This is a genomic window from Ruegeria sp. ABV4_181, from assembly GCF_056158465.1.
Window position 1 is genome coordinate 3,447,923 of record NZ_JBSWTI010000002.1, and the last position, 14,522, is coordinate 3,462,444.

Here is a 14,522-nt window from a genome sequence, read left to right on the forward strand (position 1 = left end):
CTGTCTCCCTCAGATTTCGTCAGCGAAGTGTTTCATGACCAGACGGATCGGGTTCGGGGCCGCCTGCCCCAGACCGCAGATCGAAGCGTCGCCCATGACCTGGCACAGGTCTTCCAGCAGGTCCTGATCCCACTTGTCGGCCTGCATCAGCTTCACGGCCTTTTCGCAGCCCGCCCGGCAGGGGGTGCACTGGCCGCAGCTTTCATCCTCGAAGAACCGCAGCATGTTCAGCGCCGCATCGCGGGCCGCGTCCTGATCGGACAAGACGACTACGGCGGCAGATCCAATGAAGGTGCCCAGCGGTTGCAATGTGTCAAAGTCGAGCGGGACGTCGTCAATGCTGGAGGGGAGAAGACCCGACGACGGCCCGCCCGGTTGATACGCCTTGAACACATGGCCCTCGGCCATGCCGCCGGCGGCATCAATCACGTCAAGAATGGTCGACCCCGCAAGCAGCAGGTAAACGCCCGGCTTCGCAACCCGCCCCGAGACCGAATAGCTGCGCAGGCCCTTGCGGCCATTCTTTTCGGTGCTGTTGAGGCACTCCGGCCCCTCACGACACACTTTTGTGACCCAATACAGCGTCTCAACATTGTGCACCAAGGTCGGGCGGTTAAAGACCCCAACCTGCGCCACGAACGGAGGACGGTGACGCGGAAGGCCCTTTTTGCCCTCAATCGACTCGATCATCGCGGATTCTTCGCCGCAGATATAGGCACCGGCACCCCGGCGCAGGTCGATATAGCCCGGCTCGACAATGCCCGCGGCTTCCAGCGCGGCGATCTCGCGGCGCAGAATTTCCAGCACCGCCGGGTATTCGTCGCGCATGTAGATAAAGCAGGTCTCGGCCTCGACCGCCCATGCGGCGATCAGCATGCCCTCCAGGAAGACATGTGGCGTGCGTTCCAGATAGTAACGGTCCTTGAAGGTGCCGGGTTCGCCTTCGTCGCCATTTACGGCCAAATAACGCGGGCCTTCGTTCATGCGTACGAAACCCCATTTCTTGCCGGATGGGAAGCCCGCGCCACCCAGGCCGCGCAGGCCGGAGGCCAGAATGTCCTCCTGCACCTTTTCCCAATCGCCGCCGTCGCGCAGTTCTTTCAGCTTGGCGTAGCCGCCGTTGGCCTCATAAGTGGCAAAGGTTTCGTAATCGGGCAGATGGGCGTGGGTGTCACCGGCCGCAATCGCCGCCTGCACCTTTTCGGCGGTCGCGTGGTCGATATGGTTGTGGCCGATCTCTAGCACCGGGGCGGTGTCGCAGCGGCCCATACACGGCGCGCGGACTACGCGGACCTCGGACGGGTCCAACCCATCCTCCAGCGCCTTTTGCAGACGTTGGGAACCGGCCATTTCGCAGGACAGGGAATCGCATACACGGATCGTCAGAGCGGGCGGTGGGGTCTCATCCTCTTTCACCACATCGAAATGAGCGTAGAAGGTCGCGGTCTCGTAGATCTCGGCCTGCCCGACCCGCATCTCAACCGCCAGAGCGGCGATGTGGTCAGCGCTGATATGACCGTGAGCGTCCTGAATCAAATGCAGAAATTCGATCAGCAGATCGCGGCGGCGCGGACGGTCGCCCAGCAGACGCGCAATTTCAGCCTGCGCCTCATCCGTGAACTGACGGCCCTTGGGCGTGTGCCGCCCCTTGCCTTTACCTGACTTCCAGACGCCCTTGGGTGCGCCTGATGGCTTGGTGTCTAATGGTGCCATGATGCCCTCCGATTGAGGCTCCGTGTCTCATCAGAATAGCATATCGTCAAATCACATATCGCTATCGCACGATAACGACACCTTATCACCGCAATGAGGTCACCACGCTCCGCAATGCCTCGACCGTTGGCAATTCCGGCGCGCGCGTCAGGGTCGCCAGGCAAATCGGTTTGCTGACCACGGGATCGACCAGCGGCAACACCTTTGTCCCTTTCAGATCGCCCAGCGCCCGCACCAGCACGCGTGGCACGACAGTGGCCGCCAACCCTTCGCGTGCCATGACCATCGAGGCGGTGAAGCCGCTGGTTTCCGCAACCACCTGCGGGTGCAGACCCTGCTCGGCAAAAATCCGGTCAAGGATGCGTCGGTTCTGCATCTGCGGTTCCAGCAGGCTGAGCGGAAATTCGGCAACTTTCGCCCAGGGGATCGGTCCGGCCTGATCCGTCATATGAGACGGGATCAGCAGCACATAGGTTTCTTCGTACAGGGGCTGAACCTGCCGCAGGTCCGTGCCAATGCTGTCGCCATAAGTGATACCTGCATCCAGGCTGCCTTCATCCAGACGATGTTGAATGGCGGTCGCCGACATGGTTTCGATCCGCGTAACGATCCGCGGATGCGCCTGCCGCAAACGCTTGGTCAACCTCCCGGTAAAAGCTATCGCCGTTGGGATTACGCCCAGGATCAGGGTTCCGGTTATCTCGCCCCGCGCGGCCAGAACCTGCTGTTCCAGCGCCTTGGTGTCGTCGAGAATACGCCGCGCGCGCTGGACGATCATCTCGCCCTCCTCGGTCAGGCCCTGAAACCGGTTGGCGCGGCGCACGATTGAGACGCCCAGCCGATCTTCCAGGTTGCGGATACGCATGGAAAAGGCCGGCTGCGAAATCCCGCATTCCTCGGCCGCCTTGGCAAAGTGGCGATGCCGCGCAAGGGCGCTGAGAAGTTGCAGGTCACGGATTTCGATCATTAGGAATTATCTCAAACGAACAGATAACGGCCAAATTAAGGGGGTTTGCACGGAATAGGAAACCAGTTTTGAGCCTGCGCAACAGAGTCGGTCTTGCCGAAACTTTTTTCGCCCTCTTTGTTCAGGTGATCAAAAAACCGAGTTGGCAGAACGTCATGGCACACATCGTCATTTCTATTGAACCCCATTCCCAGCACGCAACCCTGTCGCGGGAAATTGAGGAAAACCTGCTCAGGGCGCTAGCCGAAGAGAGCGCCCAATCGACCAACAGCAGAATCGTATTGTCCGCAAGGAATCCCGAGGGGAAATTGATCGGCGGCGTAACAGGCGCGACGTCCTATGGCTGGCTTTTGGTGAAAACACTGTGGGTTGACGAAGCGCTCAAGCGAACCGGGATCGGAACGCGTCTGATGCTGGCGGCTGAAGAACAGGCCAGAGCGTTAGGGTGCCACCATTCCTGGCTGGACACGTCCAGCCCAAGCGCCAGGGCATTTTACGCAAGGCTTGGATACTCCGAATTCGGAGTGCTCAGCAACGCGGCCGGAAACGAACCTATCGGACATTCAAGATGGTTCATGAAGAAACCTCTGTGATCCGGCGCAGAAGCGTTTGTCTAGAACCGGGTTGTGGAAAACTGGTTCGGTGTACGCCCTAGGTATTGAACAGGAAGTGCATAACATCGCCATCCTTGACGATGTAGCCCTTGCCCTCAGCCCGCATCTTGCCTGCTTCTTTCGCGCCCTGCTCGCCATTGGCGGCGATATAGTCGTCATAGGCGATGGTTTCGGCGCGGATGAAACCCTTTTCGAAATCGCCGTGGATCACGCCTGCGGCCTGCGGCGCGGCGGTGCCGGTGCGGATGGTCCAGGCGCGGGCCTCTTTCGGGCCGACGGTGAAATAGGTTTCCAGTTTCAACAGGTCGTAACCGGCGCGGATCAGACGGTCGAGGCCGGGTTCTTCCAGACCCATCTCTTCCAGGAACATCTGCGCTTCGTCCGCGGCCAGCAGGCTGATCTCTTCTTCGATCTTGGCGCTGATGATGACGTGGGCGTTGCCCTGCGCGGCGGCCATCTCGGCCACACGGGTGGAGTATTCGTTGCCCTCGGCGGCTTCTTCCTCGGAGACGTTGCAGACGTAGAGAACCGGTTTGGTGGTCAGGAGTTGCAGCATCTTCCAGGCCTTGAAGTCCTCGTCCGACACCTCGACCAGACGCGCGGGCTTGCCGCTTTCCAGCATCCGCTGCGCGGCGGCCAGCAGGCGGTCCTGCTGCTGCGCCTCTTTGTCATTGCCTTTCAGCTTGCGCACAAGGTTGGCGCGGCGCTTTTCGATGCTTTCCAGATCGGCCAGCATCAGCTCGGTCTCAATGGTGTCGGCATCGGCCACCGGGTCGACCCGGCCATCCACATGGGTCACGTCGCCATCTTCGAAACACCGCAGCACATGGGCGATGGCGTCGGTTTCGCGGATGTTGGCCAGAAACTGGTTGCCCAGCCCTTCGCCTTTTGAGGCACCTTTGACCAGACCGGCGATATCCACGAAGGTCATGCGCGTCGGGATGATCTGTTTCGATGACGCAATCGCGGCCAGCTTGTCCAGCCGGTCGTCAGGCACAGCGACATCGCCCACATTGGGTTCGATCGTACAGAACGGGAAATTCGCCGCCTGAGCGGCCGCGGTCTTGGTCAACGCATTGAACAGGGTCGACTTGCCAACATTCGGCAAACCCACAATTCCCATTTTAAAGCCCATGATGGCCTCCTGAAGATACGACGGCGTCTTCTATTCAGGTCGGGGGAAATGCGCAACCCGGATGCCGGAAATCGGCCGAGTCCGAATTGCAACATCACATATCTGTTAAGTTCTTTTGTTTTCACAACTCTTGATTTTGGTGGCACAGCATCACCAACTGAACCTGATCGTATCATGAACCGACGAAGTATGCGTATGAAATCACTAGTTGTTTCCGCCGTTCTGCTGATAGCCGCAACTGCAGTTCAGGCACAGTCCGTCATCTTTGGCGCAGGGTATGCGGATTACTCGGACAGTTCAGCGGACGACGAGGCGCTGGTCTCACTGGAATACCAGCACCGACCGTTTCACGAGGCGACACGGTTCAGCGCAACCTGGGGTGCGGCCCTGTCCGTGGATGCGGCCGGGAATTCGCATATCGGTGCCGGCCTGATCGGGATCTATTCCTTCTCTGACCGCTGGTTCGCCGAGTTCAGCGTCATGCCGGGCTATTTCAATGCCTCGGATGACGATAACGACCTGGGTGGCGACTTTCAGATCAGAAGCCTGCTGGGCGTCGGCTATTCCCTGAACAGCGGCAACAAGGTTTCACTGGCCCTGACGCATAAATCGAACGCCAGCACGGACAGTCCCAACCCCGGCGTCAATGCGCTTTTGCTGCGGTATCATTACGGGTTTTGACGCAATCTGACCCGGCGGGATTGATTTCCGCGGAAAGTTTCTGCACATCAGGTTCAACTCTGAATGCAAGGACTGCAGATGACCCGTATTGATGCCAAGTTCGCCGCCTTGAACGCCCAAGGGAAAAAGGCCTTTGTTGCCTATATCATGGCAGGCGACCCTGATTTCGACACATCGCTGGAGGTCGTGAAAGGTTTGCCTGGTGCGGGGGTCGATGTCATCGAACTGGGCCTGCCATTCACCGATCCGATGGCGGATGGTCCGACCATCCAGGCCGCAGGTCAACGGGCACTGGACGGCGGCATGACGCTGCAGCGAACGCTGGATCTGGCCCGTGCATTCCGCGAAACCGACGAAACGACCCCGATTGTCCTCATGGGGTATTACAATCCGATCTACAACCGCGGCGTCGATGCCTTTCTTGCAGATGCAAAGGACGCAGGCATCGACGGTCTGATCGTCGTGGACCTGCCACCGGAAGAGGACGAAGAACTTTGTCTGCCGGCGCAGGCGGCGGGCCTGAACTTTATCCGTCTGGCGACACCGACAACAGACGACAAGCGCCTGCCTCGCGTGCTGCAAAACACTTCGGGCTTCGTCTATTATGTTTCGATTACCGGCATTACCGGCGCGGCCGAAGCACAGGCCACAAATGTCGGCCCCGAGGTCGCCCGGATCAAGTCGGCAACAGACCTGCCCGTGATCGTTGGCTTTGGCATCAATACCCCGGAAAAATCCCGGGCAATTGCAAGTGTCGCCGATGGCGCGGTCGTGGGGTCCGCCATTGTCAGCCAGATTGCTGCCGGCAAACCTGTGGCCGAAGTTCTGGACTTTGTGAAGACTCTGGCCGACGGGGCGCACTCGGTCTGAACGACGAACGAGTTAGGATTGATGTCTGTCAACCGCAGCAGGTCGCGCGCCTGCTGCGGTTTTTGCTGTCTGGACCTGATGGCGCGACGTGATAGTAAATTGGCTTGAAAACCCAACCAGATCGACGAAAGCGCCGGAATATGCCCGTAATCACAACCATCGAAGACCTGCGCCGCATTTACGAACGTCGCGTGCCGCGCATGTTTTACGATTATGCCGAAAGCGGCAGCTGGACCGAGCAGACCTTTCGCGACAACAGTTCGGATTTTGAAGATATCCGGCTGCGCCAGCGGGTTGCCGTTGATATGGCCGGGCGCTCAACAGCGTCACAGATGATCGGGCAGGATGTCACCATGCCGGTTGCGCTGGCGCCGGTCGGTCTGACCGGGATGCAGCATGCCGACGGCGAGATGAAAGCCGCCAAAGCGGCCGAAGAGTTCGGCGTTCCTTTCACCCTGTCCACCATGTCGATCAATTCGATCGAGGACGTGGCCGAACACACCTCGAAACCTTTCTGGTTTCAGCTTTATACGATGAAGGATCAGGACTATGTCAGCCGTCTGATCCAGCGGGCGAAAGACGCGAAATGCGCAGCGCTGGTGATAACTCTGGACCTGCAAATTCTCGGACAGCGACACAAGGATTTGAAAAACGGCCTGTCTGCCCCGCCGAAACTGACAGCGAAGACCATCGCAAATCTGATAACCAAATGGTCCTGGGGGATTGAGATGATGCGCGCCAAGCGGCGCGAGTTCGGAAATATCGTCGGCCATGTCGAAGGCATTTCAGACGCCTCTTCGCTGGGCGCGTGGACGGCCGAGCAGTTCGACCCCAGCCTCGACTGGAAGAAGGTCGGAAAGCTGATGGAGCAATGGGGCGGCAAAGTGATCCTGAAGGGTATTCTGGATGCCGAGGATGCCAAAATGGCGGCAAAGCTTGGCGCGGATGCCATCGTCGTGTCCAACCACGGCGGACGGCAACTGGACGGGGCGCTCAGTTCCATCCGCATGCTGCCGGAAATCATGGATGCGGTCGGGGACGATGTCGAGGTTCATCTGGACAGCGGCATCCGGTCGGGTCAGGACGTTCTCAAGGCGCTGGCCCTGGGGGCCAAGGGAACCTATATCGGGCGCGCTTTCGTGTATGGGCTGGGCGCAATGGGACAAAAGGGCGTGACAACGGCTCTGGATGTCATTCACAAGGAACTGGACACCACGATGGCCCTGTGCGGCGAACGGAATGTGGGCGATCTGGGCCGACATAACCTGCTGATCCCCGAAGACTTTGGCGGCCGCTGGCAGGGCTGATCCACGTTTGTCCAGACGGGTGATAAAAATCCCTTTCCAATTCCGGTGAATCAAGCTAAGGACGCGGCTTCACGCGGGCATACAGCCTTGGAGGATGCCCGCCCTAACATTGGAGAATATATCATGGCTGGTGAGATTCCTGATCTCGTAGCTCTGGAACGGACGGGGACAGGCAAGGGCGCCGCTCGTCAGGCACGCCGCGACGGCATGGTTCCGGGCATTGTTTTTGGTGGCGACAAAGAACCGCTGCCGATTCAGATTCCGTTCAACGTCCTGTTCAAGCGCCTGAAAGCAGGCCGGTTCAAGTCGACCCTGTGGAACCTGAAGGTTGAAGGCCACGACGACGTCCGCGTAATCTGCCGCGACGTTCAGCGTGACGTTGTCAAAGACCTGCCGACCCACCTGGACCTGATGCGCCTGCGCCGGACCACCAAGATCGCGCTGTACATCCCGGTTGAGTTCATCAACGAAGAAGAGGCACCCGGCATCAAGAAGGGCGGCGTTCTGACCGTTGTCCGCCCTGAGGTCGAACTGATGTGCACCGCCGGTGACATCCCCGAGAAGATCACCGTTGATCTGACCGGGATGGAGATCAACGACGTTGTGACCATTTCGTCGGTTGAACTGCCTGCAGGCACCAAGCCGACCATTGACCGTGACTTCGTGATCGCGAACGTCTCGGCACCGACCGGCCTGTCGTCCGGCGACGACGAAGAAGGCGAAGAGGTCGAAGTGGCCGCAGACGAGGTTGAAGTCGTCGGTCAGGAAGAAGCAGAAGAATAAATCCGGACCAGACTGTTCGGAAGATGGAACGGGGCCCTTTTCGGGGCCCCGTTTTTCTTTGCGCGTGCGGGCTGGAAAACGGATGGCATTCCGTGCAATCAACCATTTGTGCGTTTCGCGCCATACACAAGGACGAGGCTATGAAACTGTTTGTCGGATTGGGGAATCCGGGGGCCAAATACGCCCGCAACCGGCACAATATCGGCTTTATGGCCGTGGATCGGATTGCAGAGGACCATGGCTTCGGTCCGTGGAAATCCAAGTTTCAGGCGGACATTGCCGAGGGTCGGCTGGGATCGGAAAAGGTTTTGCTGATCAAACCACAAACCTTCATGAATCGCTCTGGCCAGTCGGTCGGTGAGGCGATGCGGTTCTACAAGCTCGATTCGACCGATGTGATCGTTTTTCATGACGAACTGGATCTTGCCCCCGGCAAGGTCCGCGTCAAGGCAGGCGGCGGGCATGCCGGTCACAACGGGCTGCGTTCGGTTCACGAACATATCAGCCCGACCTACGACAGGGTGCGCCTGGGGATCGGGCATCCCGGGCGGAAAGAATTGGTGTCGCCTTACGTGCTGGGAGATTTCGCCAAAGCCGATGCCGACTGGCTGGATGACGTATTGCGCGGGGTGTCGGATGGCGCCGCGTATCTTGCCCAGGACGAGGGCGGCAAATTCATGAATGCCGTCGCCTTGCGTACCGCGCCGCCCCGGTCATCGAAAACGCCCGCCAAAGCCCCCGCACCCGCGGCAAACCCCGCGCCTGAGCCCGAGCCGGACAACCGCTCTGCCATGCAGAAGTTGCTGGACAAGTTCAAATAGGGTCGCTGACGTTGCCGCCACGTCCCAATTGCGGAACGCAACCGGGCAGGTTCCAATACGACACGCAAATGGGAGGCGTCATATGAGAACCGTGTTGAAGTGGGTGCTGCGCATCGTGCTGATGCTGGTGCTGGCCGCAGCAGTCGTGGGGTTCTGGAAACGCGAAGAGATTCAGCGCCTGATGGCCGTGAACTCTTTGTTTTCCGAAGAAAAGATCGTTCACAACTTCTCGAACATGGATCAGGCATTCCTGTCTGTCGACCTGCCGCGTGGCGACGGCCCGACCTGGGACCTGCCCTACGGGGCCGGGTTCGACCTGCCGGAAGGCACCGACACCTGGATCGAAGACCGGGCGGTCACGTCCCTTTTGGTGATGCAGGACGGTCAGATCCGATTCGAAGAATACTATCTGGGCACCACACCAGACGACCGGCGAATTTCGTGGTCGGTGGCTAAAAGCTATCTGTCCGCCCTGTTTGGCATTCTTCTGGACGAAGGGGCTATCACATCGCTGGACGATCCGGTTGTGAAATACGCGCCGAAACTGACCGGGACGGCCTATGACGGCGCGACCATTCGAAATGTCCTGAATATGGCCAGCGGCGTGACCTTTGACGAGGATTACCTGGACTATAACTCGGACATCAACCGCATGGGTCGCGTCGTTGCCCTGGGCGGCGAGTTGGACGATTTTACCGCTTCATTGCAGGACAGTTTCGCCACGCCGGGCGACACCTGGCAATATGTTTCAATCGACACGCATGTCATCGGCATGGTCATCCGTGGCGCAACCGGACGGAGCGTTGCGGATCTGTTGACCGAACGGATCGTACAGCCTTTGGGTCTGGAACAGGACGGCTATTACATCACCGACGGTGTCGGGGTGGCCTTTGTTCTGGGCGGGCTGAACTTTACCACTCGGGATTTTGCCCGATTTGGTCAGATGATCCTGCAGAGCGGGTCCCACAATGGTCAGCAGCTTGTGCCCGCCAACTGGCTTGCCGAATCCGTTCTGCCCAACGCGCCCACGGGCCCCGGAAAGATCGGTTATGGATATCAATGGTGGATCCCCGTGGGCGCGCATGAGGGTGAGTTTCTGGCGCGTGGCATCTATGGGCAGTACATCTATTTCGATCAGCCGCGCGGTGTGCTGATCGTCACGACCGGGGCGGATCGCAGGTTTCGCGATCCGGGCGTCCACGAGGCAAACATAGAAATGTTCCGCAGCATCGCCCAAAGCCTGTAAGGTGGGATCATGCAAAAGCAGGACAGCATAAACGTGTTGGGCGGCGTCCTTGCCCCATGCTCGCGCGACCCGTTGACCGGGTTTTTTCGGGACGGGGCCTGCAACACCTGCCCCGAGGATCAGGGCAGCCACACAGTCTGTGCCGTGATGACGGCCGAGTTTCTGGCCTTTTCCAAATATGTCGGCAATGACCTGAGCACCCCGCGCCTCGAGTTCAACTTTCCGGGTCTGAAACCCGGTGACAGCTGGTGCCTGTGCGCTGCGCGTTTTCTTCAGGCCCATGACGAAGGCTGCGCACCCAGGGTGCATCTGGAGGCAACCCATCAAAGGGCGCTGGATGTGGTTCCGCTGCGCCTTTTGAAAGATAACGCCACTCACGGCTAAGCAGACCGGCCCGGGATCACCCGGACCGGTCCTTATTCGGGATCACTCCCGCAGTTTGACAAGGTCGGACATCAGACCTTCGGTCCCGTTGTGGACCGTCAGCCGCTCGACCTTGCCGGCGATGGTTTCCAGAGCTTCAAGCTCTTTCAGCCGCAGCATCACCGGGTTTTCCGCCATCACCTTCGCGGTGTTCAGCAGGGACCGCGTGGCGTTGGTTTCTTCCCGCCGCCGGATGACGTTGGCCTCGGCCTGTTTCTCGGCGGCGACCACAGCAGTCAGGATCTCCCGCATCTCGCCGGGCAGGATAACGTCTTTCAACGCGATCTCGCGCACTTCGATGCCGATCCCGGCCATCTGTGTCCGCACCCGATCGGCGGCCTCGGTGTCGACGGTCACTTTCTCGGCCAGCAGCCGGTCAAGCGTCATCGCGCCCAGGGTCTTCCGGAACGCCAGTTGCAGCGCCCGGTGCAGGGCCTGATCGAAGTCCCTGACCGTCCCCACCGCCTTGACCGGATCAACGACCCGGTAGTCGGCGCTGAGGTTGACCCGGATAGTCACCCGGTCCCTGGTCAGGATCTCCTGCCCGGTCACCTCATGGGTCCGTTGCCGCAGGTCGATCTGCTTGACCTCGACGTTCCGGCCCGCCTTCCAGAAGGCATGCGCGCCCGGGTTCAGCTGATCCGCCAGCACACCGTCAACCGTCAGCAGCCCGGTATGGCCCTCGGCGATCTCAACCTGTGTCAGGTTGATCCGCAGCCCGGCCCGAACCAGCCGTTGCGCCACCGGTTTGGGGGCGATCATGGTCCCGGTCAGGCTGTGCGGCTCTGCTTCCCACGGGCCTGCATCTTTCCAGACCAGCGCCCGTGCTTCGGGGTTCAGGACCCGAACAGGGACCCCATCCCGCAGCAGAACCAGAACTTCGTCAGGCCCGGCTCGGAACTCGGTCAGATGCTTGGCGGCTAGTTCAGGCCGGTTCTGCATCAGCGCCCGTTCGTAGGGCGACACGAAAAAGAGAGATTCCAGATCGTGCAGTTCGGTCAGCACATCCTTGCGCGGCAGCCGGTGTTTACCGGGGCCGAGGATTGCATCGAACACCCCGTTGCGCAGGACCAGCATCCGCTGGGTCTCAGTCAGGGTCAGCCGCCGGTGGCCGGTCAGCCGGTCAATCAGATCTTGGAAAAGTGTCATGTCATCTCTCCTTTTCGTCTCGCTCTATCGTCGTCGCAAATGCGAACTCCTTTTCATGTTTTCAGTGGGTTGCACCCCGAACGGGTGACAGGTGTGAAGCCTTCGGACGAAGGCGGGAAAGATCCGGACATCCCCCGCGCCATGCCCCTGCGCGGAAGGGTCAGAGAGAGGGGCGCGGGACCCATGCGCCGCCTTGCCCAAGGGGCTAAGCGGGGCACCGATCCGGCGGCACCGTCATCTACCCTCCGGCCCAAGGCCAGAGCAGCGAAGACCCCTGCCCCGCCGGGCCAAAGCCTGACGTTGCGCGGTGCCGCCCCTGCTGGGAAACACCCGGACCCAAATGTTTTGGACCGTTTTCACGGGCCGGCGTTGAAGGCCGGTGCTGACCTAACAGCGTTTGTTCAAATGACGGGATTCGAACCCGCTACCCATCGATTCGCAGTCGATTGCTCTAACCAGAATGAGCTACATTTGGTGCTTTGGAAGGAGTCGAACCTTCGCCTACAGAGTTGGATCTGCCGCTCTATCCACCCGAGCTTCAAAGCTTACCAATCCCCGGTTTCGGCCCTGGCATACGGTTTCGGCAGCGCCGTCCGCACCGGGAGAGTGATCACCTCTGCCCGCTAGGGTCCGGCCCGTTGTGACCGGTAGCGGCGGGTTTAGGTGAAGGCACTGGATTCGCTCAATGTTTTTTTGTGCCCCTAAAGGCACCTGTGACGATCACGCAACAAAATTACCCGGCCGCGCAATATTTGAAAAGGTTTTGCCACAAAACCATAGCGGCGCGCCGTTCATAGGCGCGCCGCTCTTTTCGAAAATTTCAAATTTTACCACATGGTCAATCGGCGGTTCGGCCCTCGGTATCCGACATGTCGAAGCCAAGGTATTTGGCCACGGTCTGCACATCCTTGTCGCCACGTCCGCACATGTTCATGCAGATCAGGTGATCTTCAGGCAATTCCGGTGCGATCTTCATCACATGGGCCAGCGCGTGGCAGGGTTCCAGCGCGGGGATGATGCCTTCGGTCGCGCAACACAGCTGGAACGCCTCAAGCGCCTCTTTGTCGGTGATCGAGACATATTGCGCGCGACCGACGTCGTTCAGCCAGGAATGTTCCGGGCCGATACCGGGGTAATCGAGACCCGCGGAGATCGAATACCCTTCGAGGATTTGTCCGTCGTCATCCTGCAACAAATAGGTCCGGTTGCCGTGCAGCACGCCCGGGCGACCACCGGTCAGCGAGGCGCAATGCTCCATCTTCTCGTTCACACCTTTCCCGCCGGCTTCGACGCCGATGATGTTCACGGATTTATCGTCGAGGAACGGGTAGAACAGGCCCATTGCGTTCGATCCACCACCGATGGCGGCGATGATCGTGTCGGGCAGACGGCCCTCGGCCTTATGCATCTGCTCCTTGGCTTCCTTGCCGATGATCGACTGAAAATCACGGACCATCGCAGGGTACGGGTGCGGACCCGCCACGGTTCCGATGCAGTAGAACGTGTCGCGCACATTGGTCACCCAATCGCGCAGCGCGTCGTTCATCGCGTCTTTCAGCGTGCCTCTGCCGCTGGTCACCGGGATCACCTCGGCCCCCAGCAGGCGCATACGGAACACGTTCGGGGCCTGACGCTGTACGTCATGCGCGCCCATGTAGACCACGCATTTCAGGCCGAACTTGGCACAGACGGTGGCAGTGGCCACACCATGCTGCCCTGCCCCGGTTTCAGCGATGATCCGGGTTTTGCCCATCCGCCGCGCCAGAATGATCTGACCCAGCACGTTGTTGATCTTGTGCGCGCCGGTATGGTTCAGCTCATCGCGCTTCAGATAAATTTTCGCACCGCCCAGATGTTCGGTCAGGCGCTCCGCGTAGTAGAGCGGAGAGGGGCGGCCCACATAGTTCGCCCAGAGATCATCCATCTCGGCCCAGAAGGTCGGATCGTCCTTGGCCTTCTCATATTCCTCTTCCAGCGACAGGATCAGGGGCATCAGCGTTTCGCTGACGAACCGTCCGCCGAAAATGCCGAAACGGCCCTGTTCGTCGGGGCCGGACATGAAGGAATTGAAAAGATCGTTGGCCATGGGTGTCTCCCTCGTCGTACCTGATGTTCATAGGAGGTAGGCGCAGAATTTGCCATGGCAAAACGTGTTCGCCCGACGATCAATTGGACGCTTCAATAAACGCCCTGATCAGCCCCGCATCCTTGATGCCGGGCGCGCTTTCCACACCTGATGAGACATCGACCTGCCGCGCGCCTGTCATGCGCACCGCCTCGGCCACATTGTCCGGTGTCAGCCCGCCCGCCAGCATCCATGGCCGCCGCCAGTATTTGCGCCCGGCCAGCAGCCGCCAATCAAACGCCAGCCCGTTTCCACCCGGAAGTTCCGAACTGCGCGGCGGCTTGGCGTCGATCAGCAACTGGTCAGCCACCTCGGAATATCGGTCAATCCCGGAAAGGTCTTCGGGTTCCGCAATGCCGATTGCCTTCATGACCGGCAGCCCAAACCGGCTGCGGATTTCGGTCACACGGTCCGGGGTCTCTTTTCCGTGCAACTGTAACATGTCCAGAGGAACGGCTGAAACGATCCGGTCCAGCTCTTCATCTGTGGCATTCACCGTCAGGGCGACCTTGGCAATTCCGACCGGCACCAGATGGGCCAGTTCGGTCGCGGCCGGAACCTCAAGATGTCTGGGCGATTTGGGAAAAAAGACAAAGCCTACATAGCGCGCGCCTGCATCGGCAGCCGCGCGCACGTGATCAGGTGCGGTAAGCCCGCAGATCTTTACGTTTACATCTTGGGGCATTGT

The 14,522-nt window shown here is 59.8% G+C and carries 14 protein-coding genes and 1 tRNA gene; 8 read left to right on the forward strand and 7 right to left on the reverse strand.

The genetic code is table 11. The annotated features are described in order from the left end of the window. Nucleotides 1-9: 9 nt before the first annotated feature. Nucleotides 10-1,713: an NAD(P)H-dependent oxidoreductase subunit E gene (locus ACXAC3_RS17135; RefSeq protein ID WP_475162692.1), complete on the reverse strand. Its 1,704-nt coding sequence runs from the start codon at nucleotides 1,711-1,713 to the stop codon at nucleotides 10-12. Nucleotides 1,714-1,798: 85 nt separating this feature from the next. Continuing rightward, complete coding sequence (locus tag ACXAC3_RS17140; protein ID WP_475162694.1) at nucleotides 1,799-2,680, reverse strand: LysR family transcriptional regulator; 882 nt, start codon at nucleotides 2,678-2,680, stop codon at nucleotides 1,799-1,801. A 155-nt stretch (nucleotides 2,681-2,835) separates the two neighbouring features. Here ACXAC3_RS17140 and ACXAC3_RS17145 point away from each other — a divergent pair, with 155 nt between their 5' ends. Beyond that, on the forward strand, nucleotides 2,836-3,273 hold the full coding sequence (locus ACXAC3_RS17145; protein WP_475162697.1) for a GNAT family N-acetyltransferase: 438 nt from the start codon (nucleotides 2,836-2,838) through the stop codon (nucleotides 3,271-3,273). Between the two features lie 58 nt (nucleotides 3,274-3,331). Here the strand turns inward: ACXAC3_RS17145 and ychF are convergent, their stop codons facing one another. Next, nucleotides 3,332-4,429: a redox-regulated ATPase YchF gene (gene ychF / locus ACXAC3_RS17150; protein WP_475162698.1), complete on the reverse strand. Its 1,098-nt coding sequence runs from the start codon at nucleotides 4,427-4,429 to the stop codon at nucleotides 3,332-3,334. A gap of 195 nt (nucleotides 4,430-4,624) precedes the next feature. On the opposite strand from ychF, the gene ACXAC3_RS17155 reads away from it, so the two are divergent. The 7 genes from ACXAC3_RS17155 (at nucleotide 4,625) to ACXAC3_RS17185 (ending at nucleotide 10,521) form a co-directional block, all read left to right on the forward strand. Next, on the forward strand, nucleotides 4,625-5,110 hold the full coding sequence (locus ACXAC3_RS17155; RefSeq protein WP_475162700.1) for an acyloxyacyl hydrolase: 486 nt from the start codon (nucleotides 4,625-4,627) through the stop codon (nucleotides 5,108-5,110). Nucleotides 5,111-5,188: 78 nt separating this feature from the next. Further along, nucleotides 5,189-5,980 (forward strand): tryptophan synthase subunit alpha, encoded by a 792-nt coding sequence (trpA, locus tag ACXAC3_RS17160; protein ID WP_475162702.1) that lies wholly within the window; start codon nucleotides 5,189-5,191, stop codon nucleotides 5,978-5,980. Between the two features lie 140 nt (nucleotides 5,981-6,120). After that, a complete protein-coding gene (locus ACXAC3_RS17165; RefSeq protein ID WP_475162706.1) occupies nucleotides 6,121-7,287 on the forward strand; it encodes an alpha-hydroxy acid oxidase in 1,167 nt (388 codons plus the stop codon). Nucleotides 7,288-7,410: 123 nt separating this feature from the next. Next, complete coding sequence (locus ACXAC3_RS17170) at nucleotides 7,411-8,070, forward strand: 50S ribosomal protein L25/general stress protein Ctc (RefSeq protein ID WP_475162710.1); 660 nt, start codon at nucleotides 7,411-7,413, stop codon at nucleotides 8,068-8,070. A 140-nt stretch (nucleotides 8,071-8,210) separates the two neighbouring features. Then, on the forward strand, nucleotides 8,211-8,891 hold the full coding sequence (gene pth / locus ACXAC3_RS17175) for an aminoacyl-tRNA hydrolase (RefSeq protein ID WP_475162712.1): 681 nt from the start codon (nucleotides 8,211-8,213) through the stop codon (nucleotides 8,889-8,891). A gap of 82 nt (nucleotides 8,892-8,973) precedes the next feature. Next, nucleotides 8,974-10,137 carry a serine hydrolase domain-containing protein gene (locus tag ACXAC3_RS17180; RefSeq protein WP_475162715.1) on the forward strand — a complete coding sequence of 388 codons (1,164 nt, stop codon included), beginning with the start codon at nucleotides 8,974-8,976 and terminating at the stop codon, nucleotides 10,135-10,137. Between the two features lie 9 nt (nucleotides 10,138-10,146). Next, nucleotides 10,147-10,521: a DUF2237 family protein gene (locus ACXAC3_RS17185; RefSeq protein WP_475162717.1), complete on the forward strand. Its 375-nt coding sequence runs from the start codon at nucleotides 10,147-10,149 to the stop codon at nucleotides 10,519-10,521. Nucleotides 10,522-10,563: 42 nt separating this feature from the next. Here ACXAC3_RS17185 and ACXAC3_RS17190 read toward each other — a convergent pair whose 3' ends face one another. From ACXAC3_RS17190 to ACXAC3_RS17205, 4 genes are all read right to left on the reverse strand, one after another. Then, nucleotides 10,564-11,709, reverse strand: coding sequence for a slipin family protein (locus ACXAC3_RS17190; RefSeq protein WP_475162718.1), 1,146 nt, complete (start codon nucleotides 11,707-11,709; stop codon nucleotides 10,564-10,566). Between the two features lie 400 nt (nucleotides 11,710-12,109). After that, nucleotides 12,110-12,184, reverse strand: a tRNA-Arg gene (locus ACXAC3_RS17195). 363 nt (nucleotides 12,185-12,547) lie between these two features. Then, complete coding sequence (gene trpB, locus ACXAC3_RS17200) at nucleotides 12,548-13,795, reverse strand: tryptophan synthase subunit beta (protein ID WP_475162721.1); 1,248 nt, start codon at nucleotides 13,793-13,795, stop codon at nucleotides 12,548-12,550. Between the two features lie 79 nt (nucleotides 13,796-13,874). Next, the gene (locus ACXAC3_RS17205; protein ID WP_475162724.1) at nucleotides 13,875-14,519 is read right to left on the reverse strand and encodes a phosphoribosylanthranilate isomerase; all 645 of its coding nucleotides are present in this window, start codon (nucleotides 14,517-14,519) and stop codon (nucleotides 13,875-13,877) included. Nucleotides 14,520-14,522: the final 3 nt, after the last annotated feature.

Coding starts and splice junctions, on each gene's coding strand:
- ACXAC3_RS17135 (WP_475162692.1), bottom strand. CDS start 1,713: ATGGCACCATTAGACACCAAGCCATCAGGCGCACCCAAGGGCGTCTGG.
- ACXAC3_RS17140 (WP_475162694.1), bottom strand. CDS start 2,680: ATGATCGAAATCCGTGACCTGCAACTTCTCAGCGCCCTTGCGCGGCAT.
- ACXAC3_RS17145 (WP_475162697.1), top strand. CDS start 2,836: ATGGCACACATCGTCATTTCTATTGAACCCCATTCCCAGCACGCAACC.
- ychF (WP_475162698.1), bottom strand. CDS start 4,429: ATGGGCTTTAAAATGGGAATTGTGGGTTTGCCGAATGTTGGCAAGTCG.
- ACXAC3_RS17155 (WP_475162700.1), top strand. CDS start 4,625: ATGAAATCACTAGTTGTTTCCGCCGTTCTGCTGATAGCCGCAACTGCA.
- trpA (WP_475162702.1), top strand. CDS start 5,189: ATGACCCGTATTGATGCCAAGTTCGCCGCCTTGAACGCCCAAGGGAAA.
- ACXAC3_RS17165 (WP_475162706.1), top strand. CDS start 6,121: ATGCCCGTAATCACAACCATCGAAGACCTGCGCCGCATTTACGAACGT.
- ACXAC3_RS17170 (WP_475162710.1), top strand. CDS start 7,411: ATGGCTGGTGAGATTCCTGATCTCGTAGCTCTGGAACGGACGGGGACA.
- pth (WP_475162712.1), top strand. CDS start 8,211: ATGAAACTGTTTGTCGGATTGGGGAATCCGGGGGCCAAATACGCCCGC.
- ACXAC3_RS17180 (WP_475162715.1), top strand. CDS start 8,974: ATGAGAACCGTGTTGAAGTGGGTGCTGCGCATCGTGCTGATGCTGGTG.
- ACXAC3_RS17185 (WP_475162717.1), top strand. CDS start 10,147: ATGCAAAAGCAGGACAGCATAAACGTGTTGGGCGGCGTCCTTGCCCCA.
- ACXAC3_RS17190 (WP_475162718.1), bottom strand. CDS start 11,709: ATGACACTTTTCCAAGATCTGATTGACCGGCTGACCGGCCACCGGCGG.
- trpB (WP_475162721.1), bottom strand. CDS start 13,795: ATGGCCAACGATCTTTTCAATTCCTTCATGTCCGGCCCCGACGAACAG.
- ACXAC3_RS17205 (WP_475162724.1), bottom strand. CDS start 14,519: ATGCCCCAAGATGTAAACGTAAAGATCTGCGGGCTTACCGCACCTGAT.